Raw genomic sequence first — 13,053 nt, 5'->3', positions numbered from 1 at the left:
TAAATTTTAAGTACACATCTTTAAGGTGTGTACTTTTTTAATATCTTATATGTGGTTTCGTAGGCGTTACGATACAACGCTAATCCTAATCGGTGTCGCACACCGTAGAAAAAAACGTAAGGAGGAATTTTAAATGAGTTTCACAAGAGATGATTTAAGAGAAATCGGAATTGACGAGGAATCGTTAGAAAAAGTTATGACATTACACGGTCAAGAGGTGCAAGGTCTTAACGACAAAGTAAGTCAAAAAGATTCAAAACTTAATGAGTTGCAAAGCACGGTTGATTCTTACAAAGAGGACAACAAGCAAAAAGACAACGAATTAAAAGACTTGCAAGAGAAAGCTAAAAACGGCGACGACTTGCAACAAACGATTAGTGACTTACGACAAGCGAATGAAGATAGAGAAAAAGAGCGCCAAAAAGAAATTAAAGATTTGAAATTTAATCATAAATTAGAAAACAAATTACGTGATGTTGGCGCACGTAACGTTAAGGCAGTTAGAGCCTTGCTCGATTCTGAAAACCTTAAATTCAATGATGAAGAAAACGAGGTAATCGGATTACAAGACCAATTAGAAAAGTTACGTGAATCGGATTCTTATTTATTCGTAGATTCAACAAATTCTGATAGCTCAACTCAAAGCTCACAACAACAGCAACAACAATCACAATCACAAAGCTATAATCCCGGAAATAAAAAAGGTAATAATGGCTTTGATGATAGTGAAGAAGCAATTGGGAAAAATAATGCACAAAGATTATTAGGAAATAAGGAGGCATAACCAATGAATTTTAAACCAAAAACAAATACATCATTTGGTAAATCGGTTGAGTTTTTACGTGACGGGAAGAATGTTGAATACACAGTAGGTAATACTACATTAGACGGTTCGGCTTTCACAGAAGTTACAGAAGTGCCAATTGGTACAGCTATTTTTCGTAACGAAGATACAGGATTATTTGAACTTGTAACAGGAAGTACACCGGCATCAATGAAAGGTGCAGTATTAACGGCAAACGATGTTGTCGTAGAACCTAACACAAACGAAATCGTTAGTGCAGTACGTAAAGCATCTGTTATTGAAGCACGTTGCAAAGGCGTTACAGACAACTTTAAACAAGCGACACAAGGTCGTTTAGTATTCGATATTTAATTTTATTAACATCATAAGGAGGAATTTTAATGGTATTAGAAGATGCACGTTTACAACAAGCGAGTTTAAAAGCATTTGTTAAAGAAGCCGATAAAATGCGTTCACAAGATACGCCAAATTTATATCCTTTAGCAAGTGCATACCCAATCGAAGAAGTAGAAGAAATTGAAAATGTTTATAACATTGTAGAACAACAAATTAATGCGTCGGCATCAATCACAGGCTTTAACGCAGGCGCACCAATCAAAAATAAAGGTCAAGGTAAGCAAGCAATTGCAAGCCTTACTAAAATTCAAAACGCTAATTTCCTAGATGAAATTGAAATGTATCACTACAGAAATCCACGTAATGACGCAGAACGTCAAAAAATTGTTGACGGCGTTTTAATGGACACAAACGATTTATCAGTTTCAGTTGATGATACAGTTGAGTATATCCGTTCACAAATGGCTTACAATGGTCGTGTAGATTATTTAGACCCAATGACTCAAACACGTTTGACTTTCGACCTAGACCGTCCGGAAGAAAACAACGTTACTGTAGCTAGTGAGTGGGGAACTGATGAAGCTACACCAGTAACAGATTTACAAAATGCAGTTAAGCAATTCCAAAAAACAAACGGACGTAAGAAACCGGAAGTTATTAATATGAACTCAACAACTTACAATAAGTTAGTTGCTTCAGGTCAAATTAAAAGAGAATTATTTAACGACACTAATAGTCCACGTATCGTAAAAGATGAAGATGTTACAGCATTATTAAATTCTGTTAAGTTGCCACAAATTGTTATTGATGATACAGAAACAGCAATTGAAAACGAATTAGGCGAAATTGAAACGCACGAACATTTAGTAGATGACAAAGTTGTATTACGTTCATCTGTATTAGGTTCTACAATGAGTGGACCAAGTGTTGAAAACAACTTTGAAAAAGGCAAATTTGTTGTAACTGTTATTGATAAAGACCCAGTAACAGAAAAAACAATTGTTGGGCAAGTTGTTATGCCAGTTACTAAAAACGTAAACGGCACTGTACACCTTAATGTAGCACCAGAAACTACAAATGACGGTGCAACTGATGACAGCACAACAGACGGTGGCACAGCAGACGACGGCGCAACAGCATAATTGAATAGAGGTGTTTTATGATGAAGAAATGTAGAGTTACTAAAGGCTCAATATCACATCATAAATCATTAGTTAGCACAGGCGATTATATTTATCTAAATGATGATGAGTATAGTCGCCTTAATAATTTGGTTGAAGTAGTCGAAGAAACAGACAACAAACAATCAAACGCTACAAATAGTGTTGACTATGAAGCAATGACAGTTAAAGAGCTAAAAGAGTTAGCGCAAGACAATAATATTGATATTGGGCGTAAAGCTAAAAAATCAGATTATATTGATGCTTTAAAAGAATTAGAGAAATGAGGTGTAAGGTATGGAAATAAACGAACAAGAAGTTAAAAGTTATTTGTCTAAACTACCTACACCGGATTATTTCGACGATTTAACAAGTGATGACCTTACAAAGCACATATTTGGCGCACAAGAGCAAATAAAAGATTTCCTTACTAATTATCCAAATGTAGTTTTATCAAAGCGTATGATAGCCCTACAGACTTTGTACAATGTTGAATCAGAGTATGAAGGTATAGCGATGTTAAAAAGACAAGGAATCACTGATTATACTGTTAAAGATGTGAAAGCCGTATTAGAACAAGACGAAATATTAAGCCCTAATGTTGTTTCTATTATTGAGAAGGAACAAGAGAAAAACAGTACAACAAAAAACACTATGCAAGTAGGTAGGTTAATATGATTCCACCAATGCGACAAAGTATTACAATTTCAATTCCATTACTCGACGATAACGGCAATGAAGTTTACGACGATTACGGAAAACCATTAACTGATACATCAACATTCAAATGTCGTGTGAATGAACACGCTGAATTACAAAGAAGTAAAACTTTTGTATATGATGATGCAGTAGATGAGGTTGACGTAATGCATGATGTCCCTATAGAAACTGGTGTTGAAGTTGAATACACAACAAGGCGTGGAACAGTAAAAAAGGGTACTGTTAAAAGTTATACAGAAACTACTAATTTATCGGCAAGCAGAACTTATTTTAGAACGTTGATTGTTAATGGCAAATAAACATTTCAGTATCAACAATCGAGATACCGAACAGTTTCTTGCTAAGATGAAAACAGCCGATAAAGAATTAGTAACCAATATGACTAAAAAGGGTAATAAAGTAGGCTATCAAGTAGAGGCAGATGCGAAAGCATTAGCGCCACGAGATACGGGACAGTTGGAACAATCAATAAGAAGCACAGGCGTTAAATATGCAAACGGTCAATTGTCTTTATCAGTTGGTTCCCCTTTAGTTTATGCATTGCGTAGACACGAGGAACCGGCAAGACAAGGTATACACGATAAATACGCTAGAGGTGTTAAATACCCCGATTATTATTACAACGGACGAGGCGAGTTAACACGTGCCAAACCTAATGTTGGTAGTTTTGAACCGGGCAGAAAATACTTAACCAATGCAAAACTACTTAATCAAAGTAGGTGGCGCACTGAACTTGCTAAAGCTGTTACAGAAACTTATGGAGGTTAAACATGATAGAGCAAGCGATAATGAATTATTTAAAATCGAACATACAAACTGATATGTTAATTTCCATAAATTTCACGACACGTAATGATAATACAATTGTTGTGTATAGTGACCCGGGAGAGCAACCAAGTATGTATGAAGGGCAATTGGTACAACCACGTTATCAAATCATTGTTAAATCGTCTGATTTTGCTAAAGCAAACGATATTTCGCTACAAATCTATGAGTTATTACATCAATACAGATATGACACTATGACAGTTAGTTATAAAACACGTGAAATTGATTACAACGTGTATTCAATAGACGGCTTACATCTACCGGCTAGATTAGGTGTAGATGAAGATAACATCATGTCATATAGTTTAAATTTTCAATCTCAAATCAAGAAAGCAAGCGAGCGTAAAAAATAACGTTCGTTTTTTTAATACAATCAAGGAGGAAAAAGGAATGACACAACAAAAAGTATTTCCGTTCGCTGATAAAAGCGACCATATTAAATTAAACTTACAGCACTTTGCACAAGCTACACGTCGTGGCGATGATGAAATTATATTCGGTATTTCGGATATTATCATTGGGGAAGGCGACAACATTATTAAATTCGACGGTAAAAACGGCGACGTAAACAGTTACTTACAAGCCGAAGGTGGTTCAGTATCATTTGAACCGGAACTTGAAGATGTTGTTATTGCCGATTATGGTAACAGTCCATACGACCAACGTAGTACCGGCTACAACGTTACGGTTAGTATCGTGGCAGCTCAACAAACTATCGATATGTTACTACTTGCTATTGCAGGTACAGATACTATTGATGAAAACGGAAAAATCACTGGTGTAGCAGATGCACCGTTAGGCGCTTCAAACCGTAAGAACGCTAAACCAGTACGTATTCATAGACGTGCAGACGGCGATAATCATGATAACGATATTAATATCTATAAAGCCGGCGCAAACGATGAAGTAGAAATTTCTAGTGCAAACGAACAAGGTTCACTTGAAATCTCAATGAGTGCATACCCACGTGATAATGCAAACCCTAGTCGTAAAGGTAATTATTTCTTTACTGGTGCAGTTGACCCTAACGGAATCTTACCGAAATGGGACGAACTATTAAGTGGTGCAACATCAAATACAAAACCCGATGAAAATTTAGGGGAAGGCGCAGATGAAACAATAGACACATTAGTTTCAAGCGTTACATTTAGTAGTGAATCACAAACATTAGCAGTTGATGAAACAGTAACATTACAACCAACAGTACAACCTACTGATGCAGTTGATAAATCATTAAATTACACATCAAGTGATGAATCAATCGCAACCGTAGATAACAGTGGTGTAGTTACAGCAGTAGCAACAGGAGAAGCAACAATTACAGCGTCAACTCAAGATGCTAGCGATGTGACTTCATCAGTAACGGTTACAGTTACGGCGTAATATATAAGGTTATAAGGTAGTCGTTTAGGCTACCTTTTTTATTTTTAAAAACAATATTTTAAGCAAAACAAACAATTATCGGAGGAATTTTAAATGACTAAAGTAAATATTCAATTATTCGAGCAAGACAAACAAGGTAACTTACACGAAACAGACCAATCACAAGCAGTAGAAATCAAAGCTATTAGACCCGGACAATTAGGCGCAATCGCAAAAGTTGTTAACGCTATTCAAAAAGATTTACAAGATAACAAAGAATTTCAAGATACAGTAATTAAACTATTCGGTCAGTATCAAGAAGGCTTTGATATTGAAGATTTAATTCGTAGCGAAGATTTTAATATTTTCGATGTTTTATCGGCGTTTGGTTTCTTAATCGAAACAGTACCGGAAAGAACAATTGAATTGACGAGTGTAGCAAGTGGTATCGATAGCGCTTATTTAGAAGTGCAAGATATGGACACATTCTTTGAAATTATTGAGGCAATCGTTGAAGTAAACGATATTGAAAAAATCGTTAAACGTGTTAAATCACTTATGGATAAAGTGGGAAAGGCACTGAACTTCAACAAGGAAGCAAAACAAACAACAAGCAAGAAACAATAACAGTCGAAGATAGTTTAGTTTATACACTAAGTCCAATTGTCGGTGGTCGTGAACAAGTCATAGATGCACCGGCAGTTGATTTACTAGGTTATTTACTAATTCACTTTGAAACCCTTGAACAAGAAGCAGACAGAGAAAAACAACGCTTATATCTTAACCACCTTTCACGTATGCACGCAAACCCACAAGACAAGAACCAAGCAAAAGCAAATAAAAAATTCATGAAGAACATTGAACCCGGAAAAGAAAGTAACGCCGGACAAAATCAAGCACGTTCAAGTGAAGAATTAGAGTGGGACAATATCGAGAAGTTAAAACGAATCGAAAATTCATAGCGTTATATAACAAGTGGTAAGAAAGGAGGGAAAAAGTGAATGGCTGAAATGGATAAAGTTAATGTAAAATTTAATGCTGATGTAACGAAGTTTACAAAATCCGTAGACCGAATGGAACGCAAAATGCGTGAATTTGATGATAAGACAACGGCGACTGAAAAGAATGTAAACAAACGTTTCGATATGATGAATACATCGGTTTCTAAAATTGATAAATCAATGGCTGAAATGGGCGATGATGTAGATTTAAGTAACGTTAAATCAGAATTAAACAGTGCTAAAAAAGAATTTAAAGATACCGGCGAAGTATCACAAAGAACCTTTAATAACTTACAAAATTCAATATCAAATGTTGATACGTCTAAAATGACAGCCAAAACAAGTAAGGCATTTAATACTTTATCAAAAGATGTTGGCAAACTTGATAAACAACTTGTTGAAATGGATAAAATTAATTTCGGCAAGTCTTTAGGCGATGAATTTAAAACAGTTGGTTATAGTTTTAAGGATTTGCAAAGCAAATTAAACAGCACTGAACTGTCGTTAAACAGCATGAAAAAGAAAATGAACGCCAGTGATTTCAAAGCATATTCCAAAAGTATGCATGAAATTAATTCAACGCTACATCAAGCCGAAACAGAATTTAAGCAATTTGGTAATATCTCATATGAAACAACACAGAAACTAAACAAGAACATTAAAAGCATATCTTTTTCACAGCTACCCGGCAAAGCAAAAATTGCGTTTAATTCAATTCGCAATGAAATGTCATCACTCAACAAAGATATTGTTTTCATGAACAATAAATTCGGCAAGACAACAAGAGTTGTAAATAGTGTCGGTGGAACGGTTAAACGTACATTTGGTGGTATGAGAAACGACTTTTCAAAAACGTTTAAAACAATAAATAAAATCGGCAATACCTTGCGTAACGTTGGCGAAGTAGCTAGTGGTATGTTTAAAGGTTTAATGATTTCAAGTTTTACAGCAATCATACCGGTTGCCGGCGCTGTTGTTTCAAGTGTCATGGCTATTGGTTCATCACTAACAGCCGTAGCTGGTGGTGCTGTTGGTCTAGGTGGTGCATTTGGTATTGCTGGTGCAGGCGCAATGACAATGGTTGGCATGTCAAAACGTGCATTAGCAATGTTAGATGAAGGATTGTTAAAAGCAACAGCAGAAACACGAAAATATCAAAGCGCACTATCCGGCATTAAATCGCAGTTTGACGGTTTAGTTAGAGGCAATCAAGCGCAAATATTTAACGTTATGGCAAACGGTATAAACGTTGCAAGATTTGCCTCAACACAACTTACACCGGCAATAAATAAAGTTGCTAGTATTACATCAAATGCATCAAATAAGTTGCTAGATTGGGTTAGAAACAGCGAGAACGCCCAAAACATGTTCAGTATCTTAAATCGAATAGGACCACAAGTATTTAAAAATATTTTAAATGCTATTGGTAGTTTTGGCGACGGTACAGTTGCTTTATTTAATCAACTTAATCCATTGTTCACATGGGCATCACAAGGCTTTGAGAACATGGCACGCAGTTTCCAAAAATGGGCTAACAGTACATCAACAGCAAACGGCATTAAAGACTTTATCAGTTACACGAAAACAAATTTACCTATTTTAGGTAGTATTTTTGGCAATGTTTTTCATGGCATTATCAACCTATTCAAAGCGTTTAGCAGTGAAACCGGTTGGGTTTTAAATGGTTTAGATAGCATGACTAATAAGTTTAAAAACTGGTCTGCGCAATTAAGCCAAAATAAATCATTCCAAAATTTCTTGTCTTATATAAGACAAAATGCCCCAATGGTTGGGCAACTAATAGGTAATATCGTTGATGTATCCGTTCAATTTGTTAAAGCATTAGCCCCACTAGGTTCAATAATGCTAAATATTGCAGTGACAGTAAGTAAGTTTATAGCAGGTTTAATGCAAGCCCACCTTCAAATGTCTAAAGTAGTAGCTTCTGGTATTGCTTTAACAGGTATGATTAATGCAGCCGTTATAGCAGGAGGCATTTTAAGAGGCGTATTCAAAAGAGTATGGAAGGCTTTGAAATTATTACCACCAGTCATGAAGGCAGTAGGTTTAGCATTTCGTTTCATGGGTGGACCGGTAACTATCATCATCAGTATTATAACAGCGCTTGTTGGTATCTTCATTCATTTATGGAAAACAAACGAAGGTTTTAGAAATGCTGTAATAGGTATATGGAACTCAATTAAATATTGGGCTGTTACAATCTTTACGGCTGTTAAAAACTTTTTAATAAATGTATGGACTAACATTAAAAACGGTGTTGTTTTAATCGTTCAAATTTGGTGGCAAATTGTAAAAGGTTATTTCCAACTTTGGAAAACCGTTATAATGTCGATTTTTAACGGCATTAAGAGTTTCTTTGTTTGGGTTTGGAAATTAATTAAAACGCAAGTTGTTGCAAAAATAGTACAAATGTATAACCAAGTTAAGATGTGGTTCAATCAACTTTGGTTTAGCATCAAATCAATATTTACGACAGTTAGAAATTGGCTTTTTGCCGTATGGCTTGCCATTTATTCAAAAGTAAATTATTACGCAAGGTTGATTTGGACAAAAGTTAAGCAATATTTCACTTACCTTTGGAATAGTATTAAAACTATATTCACTACTGTTAAAAACTGGTTAGTAAGTACATGGAACTTCATATACAATAAAATTTCATCATTCGCACGTTGGATATGGACGAAAGTTAAGCAATATTTCACGTGGTTATGGAACAGCGTAAAATCAATTATCACAACGGTTAAAAATTGGTTAATAAGCACATGGAGTTACATTTACAATAAAATATCTAGTTTTGCACGTTGGATATGGAGAAAGGTAAAACAATACTTTACATGGCTTTGGAATAGTACGAAGTCGATTTTTACTTCTGTCAAAAACTGGTTAATCAGTACTTGGAATTATATTTACAATAAGATTTCTAGTTTCGCACGCTATATTTGGACGAAAGTAAAACAATACTTCACATGGTTATGGAATAGTGTTAAATCAATCGTGACTACAGTTAAAAACTGGTTGGTAAGTACGTGGAATTACATTTCTAATAAAGTTGTTTCATTTGCACGCTATTTATGGGATAAGGTACAAAGCGCCTTTATGTCGTTGTGGCGTTCAATTAAATCAATCTTTACAACTGTTAAAAATTGGTTGATTTCAACATGGAATTATATTTCTGACAAAGTGGTTTCGTTTGCTCGTTACTTATGGGATAAAGTACAAAGTGCTTTCATGTCATTATGGCGCTCAACAAAATCAATTTTTAATTCTGTTCGTAAATTCTTGTATGATGTGTGGCGTAAAGTCCGTGATTTCGTTGTAGATTATGCCTTGAAACTATACAACGGTGTTAAAGATTATTTCACAAAATTATGGAATGCAGCGAAACGTATCTTCAATAACGTTTGGGACTTTATGACTGATATTTGGAGTAAAATTAAAAATTCGGTTATTGATACTGCTAAAGACCTTTGGGACCGTGTCGAATCCACGTTTAACAACATGAAAGATGGTTTATCAAAAATTATTGATAAAATCAAAGGGTTTATTGATGATATGGTCGATTCTGTTAAAAAAGGTATCAATAAATTAATTGACGGCATTAATACTGTAGGCGATAAACTGGGTATTGATAAAGAAATACCACATTTAAGCACTGGTACAACGCACAACCAACAAGTGAATAGAAAAGTTAAAACAACAAGTGACGGTGCATTAAAAGAAGGCACATTTGCTACAGTTGGCGACAAAGGTAAAGGCAATGGACCGGGTGGCTTTCGTAATGAAATGATTAAATACCCTAACGGGAAAATTGCTTTTACACCAAATAGAGATACTGACACATACTTGCCTAAAAATACAAAAGTCTATAGCGGTAAACAAACACACGCGTTATTGACCCAAAAACCAACAAACAGTACGCTAGGTGGCGACGCAAACCCACGCTTAAACGGTGGTACAGTTGGTAACGCTTTAAGTTGGGCAGGCGACAAAATTGGTCAAGGTGCTAATTGGGTTAAAACCAAAGCTAGTGAAGGTGGCGAATGGTTAAAAGATAAAATAGGCGATGTTATGGATTGGGCTAAGAAACCCGGTAAGTTACTAGACTTTGTCATTGAAAAAATGGGAATTGACTTTAGCGGTGTTCCGGGTATTGTTGGCGATTTTGCCAAAGGCGGATTTAATCGTTTGAAAAAAGGCGCAGTCGATATGATTAAAGGTTGGTTTGCCCAAGTAACAGCCGGCAACAGTAGTTTCCTAGACTTTTCCCCGGATAACATTAATTTCCCATATAGTCCAAACGGCAGAGCGCCCGGCTATCCGTTCAACAGTCCACATATGGGTATTGACTTAAACTATATCTATGAAAAAGTTTATTCAACAATCAGTGGACTAGCTAGAGCAATACCACAAGACGGTAGTGGTTTTGGTAATCACGTATCTATTAAAAATGGTAGTGGTTTAGAAGTTATTTACGGACACCTAAGCGACTTTGCATTTGACGGAACGAAACAAGTTAAAGCCGGCGACAAACTAGGTACATCAGGTAATTCGGGGCGTTCATCGGGACCACACTTGCACTATGAAATGAGGCAAGACGGTAAACCATTTGACCCGTTACCATGGTTGAAATCACATGTTGGCGGTTCTGGTGGTAACTGGAATGTTAAAAAAGCATTGAAAAAAGCCGGTTTACCGACTTCAAAAGATTACGTAAGTGCATGGCAAAGACAAATACAAACCGAAAGTGGAGGCGATGCTAAAGCTATCGGTGGCACTGACGGATTGTTGGACGGTCGAGCTAAAGGGCTTGTACAAGTTAAGCCCGGCACATTTAATGCCTTTAAACTACCGGGGCATGATAACATCATGAACGGTATGGATAACTTAATTGCTGGTATGCGTTACGCAAAATCAAGATACGGTTCATCAATACTTGATGTAATCGGTCATGGGCATGGTTATGCTAGTGGTGGCATTATCAATAGTCCCGAAATGGCATGGCTTGCCGAAGGTGGATTCAGTGAATCTGTCATAAGTCATGACCCAGCTAACAAAGTTAAATCACAAGCTATTTGGAAAGAAACAGGCGACAAGCTAGGTTTCAGTACCGAAGGCGAAACATTACGTCGTATTATGGAACTTATCGAAGAAGGCAACGAAACGAACGAAACAATCGAAGTTAACACACGTAACAGTGGCAACAATCCAATTTATCTTGATAATAAGAAAGTTGGTAAGCAAGTTGCAGAACCAGTTAAACAAGAAATTGAAAATATCGAAAGAAGAAATAAACGATTTAATCGTAGATAGAAAGGAGGTTGCTAATGAGTAATTTCTCATTTAACGGTATTGAAAAAGATTACTGTTACTACACCGACTATACAACGAGTTGGGGACAAGATAGAGAAATTAACACTACTGATGTACAAGGACGGTCTGGAACCGTCCTAACATCTGTTAGGGATAAAGTAAGAAAAATCGAAGTTAAGTTAATGGTCGACAGTTTAGAAGTTGGCGAAAGTTTAGAACACATAGCCGAAGATTTGGCAGAATGGTTAACAACAGACGAACCGAAACCAATAATATTTGCTAGAGAATCCGACAGAATTTATTACGGAATTTTAGAAGGCACAATCGATAAAGATTATTTTGTTAATTTCGGTAAAGCTACAGTTAATTTTCTTTGTGTAGACCCTTATAAATACGCTAGTAAAAAAACGAAACAAACAGCAATTTCAGACCAAGCGTCATTATATAATGCAGGTACGAAAGATACACCAATCGTGATACAAGCTAGAGCGTTAGAACCTAGTAGTCATTTTATGGTGGCTAAAGGATTTAACGGCGATAGTGATGAATTTTTTATGATTGGCGATGATGACGTAACGAAAGATATAGAAAATTATTATCCTCCCATATACCACACAGAGTTTCACAATTTTACAGGTTGGAACAAAATGGTAGACGGCAATATACCCGATAGGTTTTTAGGTGGCGAAGTTGGGGGTAATTTTGAAATTGCTAATGTTGGCGAAAGTTTTAAAGCAACTGATTTTCCGGACGGTTCCGGTTGGGTTGGCGCAGGCACTAAACGTTCATTACCTCGTACAGCTCAAGATTGGCAAATCACATATAAACTTTTGCTTGAACAAGGAGATTTAGGCGCAGGGCGTACAGCTCAACATATATACGATACCGACAACAGATTGATAGCATCGATCGGATATGAAAATGTGTATCACAACCGTAAATCTGGACACATAGTTGCTACATTGTTTAATCAGAATGGCGACCATCGTAAAATTTACGACCACCAAAACGCACCGTTCACCTATAAATATGACCGTATGGTTGTGTATATAAGATTAAGACGCAAAGGAACAAATTTCCAAGTTAAAACATGGAAATACGACCATGTAGGCGACCCCTCAAGAACAAATCCCGTAGATGTTCATATTGAAGAATTTACGGACGGTGGGGAGTTTTATCAACGTCCTATCGGCGCTATATCAATATATAGTGCAAAGTATAATGGTTATAAATGGATGGAAATGAACGGTTTAGGTTCATTTAACACAGAGTTATTACCTAAAAAAGAAGGCACAAGAGATATGATTATACAAAAAGGCGATGACGTGAAGATAGATACAAAAAACAAAACAGTTATAGTTAACGAAGAACCTATGTTACAAGAAAAAACATTTGCTAGTGATTTCTTTAATATAGAAAGTGGATTAAATGAAATGATTGTGATGCCGGAAAATACTTTTGATACAACGTTTTATTGGCGTGACAGATACTTATAATTGGATTGGGGGTG

General features: G+C 36.0%; 12 protein-coding genes. All 12 read left to right on the top strand.

From position 1 onward, the window contains the following. Positions 1-133 precede the first annotated feature (133 nt). On the top strand, positions 134-784 hold the full coding sequence (locus MUA37_RS07535) for a phage scaffolding protein (RefSeq protein ID WP_262624432.1): 651 nt from the start codon (positions 134-136) through the stop codon (positions 782-784). 3 nt (positions 785-787) lie between these two features. After that, the gene (locus MUA37_RS07530; protein WP_262624431.1) at positions 788-1,156 is read left to right on the top strand and encodes a hypothetical protein; all 369 of its coding nucleotides are present in this window, start codon (positions 788-790) and stop codon (positions 1,154-1,156) included. Between the two features lie 29 nt (positions 1,157-1,185). Further along, positions 1,186-2,283: a major capsid protein E gene (locus MUA37_RS07525; protein WP_262624430.1), complete on the top strand. Its 1,098-nt coding sequence runs from the start codon at positions 1,186-1,188 to the stop codon at positions 2,281-2,283. A 17-nt stretch (positions 2,284-2,300) separates the two neighbouring features. Beyond that, on the top strand, positions 2,301-2,588 hold the full coding sequence (locus MUA37_RS07520) for a Rho termination factor N-terminal domain-containing protein (RefSeq protein ID WP_262624429.1): 288 nt from the start codon (positions 2,301-2,303) through the stop codon (positions 2,586-2,588). A 10-nt stretch (positions 2,589-2,598) separates the two neighbouring features. Continuing rightward, the gene (locus MUA37_RS07515) at positions 2,599-2,979 is read left to right on the top strand and encodes a hypothetical protein (RefSeq protein WP_262624428.1); all 381 of its coding nucleotides are present in this window, start codon (positions 2,599-2,601) and stop codon (positions 2,977-2,979) included. Continuing rightward, a complete protein-coding gene (locus tag MUA37_RS07510; protein WP_262624427.1) occupies positions 2,976-3,320 on the top strand; it encodes a hypothetical protein in 345 nt (114 codons plus the stop codon). The genes MUA37_RS07515 and MUA37_RS07510 overlap by 4 nt, the downstream gene beginning before the upstream one ends. Continuing rightward, positions 3,310-3,789: an HK97 gp10 family phage protein gene (locus MUA37_RS07505; RefSeq protein WP_262624426.1), complete on the top strand. Its 480-nt coding sequence runs from the start codon at positions 3,310-3,312 to the stop codon at positions 3,787-3,789. Before MUA37_RS07510 ends, MUA37_RS07505 begins: the two co-directional genes overlap by 11 nt. A 2-nt stretch (positions 3,790-3,791) precedes the next feature. Continuing rightward, complete coding sequence (locus MUA37_RS07500) at positions 3,792-4,202, top strand: minor capsid protein (protein WP_262624425.1); 411 nt, start codon at positions 3,792-3,794, stop codon at positions 4,200-4,202. A 37-nt stretch (positions 4,203-4,239) separates the two neighbouring features. Next, a complete protein-coding gene (locus tag MUA37_RS07495) occupies positions 4,240-5,232 on the top strand; it encodes an Ig-like domain-containing protein (RefSeq protein WP_262624424.1) in 993 nt (330 codons plus the stop codon). Between the two features lie 93 nt (positions 5,233-5,325). After that, positions 5,326-5,838: a hypothetical protein gene (locus MUA37_RS07490; RefSeq protein ID WP_262624423.1), complete on the top strand. Its 513-nt coding sequence runs from the start codon at positions 5,326-5,328 to the stop codon at positions 5,836-5,838. Positions 5,839-6,212: 374 nt separating this feature from the next. Beyond that, positions 6,213-11,543 carry a peptidoglycan DD-metalloendopeptidase family protein gene (locus MUA37_RS07485; RefSeq protein ID WP_262624422.1) on the top strand — a complete coding sequence of 1,777 codons (5,331 nt, stop codon included), beginning with the start codon at positions 6,213-6,215 and terminating at the stop codon, positions 11,541-11,543. A gap of 14 nt (positions 11,544-11,557) precedes the next feature. Continuing rightward, a complete protein-coding gene (locus tag MUA37_RS07480; protein WP_262624421.1) occupies positions 11,558-13,039 on the top strand; it encodes a distal tail protein Dit in 1,482 nt (493 codons plus the stop codon). Positions 13,040-13,053 lie beyond the last annotated feature (14 nt).

It is taken from the genome of Staphylococcus arlettae (assembly GCF_025560845.1).
Taxonomy (GTDB): Bacteria; Bacillota; Bacilli; order Staphylococcales; family Staphylococcaceae; genus Staphylococcus; species Staphylococcus arlettae.
This window is presented reverse-complemented; position numbering and strand designations above follow the sequence as displayed.

Bases quoted from the DNA above. Each gene is read 5' to 3' on its own strand.
- MUA37_RS07535 (WP_262624432.1), top strand. From the start codon at position 134: ATGAGTTTCACAAGAGATGATTTAAGAGAAATCGGAATTGACGAGGAA.
- MUA37_RS07530 (WP_262624431.1), top strand. From the start codon at position 788: ATGAATTTTAAACCAAAAACAAATACATCATTTGGTAAATCGGTTGAG.
- MUA37_RS07525 (WP_262624430.1), top strand. From the start codon at position 1,186: ATGGTATTAGAAGATGCACGTTTACAACAAGCGAGTTTAAAAGCATTT.
- MUA37_RS07520 (WP_262624429.1), top strand. From the start codon at position 2,301: ATGATGAAGAAATGTAGAGTTACTAAAGGCTCAATATCACATCATAAA.
- MUA37_RS07515 (WP_262624428.1), top strand. From the start codon at position 2,599: ATGGAAATAAACGAACAAGAAGTTAAAAGTTATTTGTCTAAACTACCT.
- MUA37_RS07510 (WP_262624427.1), top strand. From the start codon at position 2,976: ATGATTCCACCAATGCGACAAAGTATTACAATTTCAATTCCATTACTC.
- MUA37_RS07505 (WP_262624426.1), top strand. From the start codon at position 3,310: ATGGCAAATAAACATTTCAGTATCAACAATCGAGATACCGAACAGTTT.
- MUA37_RS07500 (WP_262624425.1), top strand. From the start codon at position 3,792: ATGATAGAGCAAGCGATAATGAATTATTTAAAATCGAACATACAAACT.
- MUA37_RS07495 (WP_262624424.1), top strand. From the start codon at position 4,240: ATGACACAACAAAAAGTATTTCCGTTCGCTGATAAAAGCGACCATATT.
- MUA37_RS07490 (WP_262624423.1), top strand. From the start codon at position 5,326: ATGACTAAAGTAAATATTCAATTATTCGAGCAAGACAAACAAGGTAAC.
- MUA37_RS07485 (WP_262624422.1), top strand. From the start codon at position 6,213: ATGGCTGAAATGGATAAAGTTAATGTAAAATTTAATGCTGATGTAACG.
- MUA37_RS07480 (WP_262624421.1), top strand. From the start codon at position 11,558: ATGAGTAATTTCTCATTTAACGGTATTGAAAAAGATTACTGTTACTAC.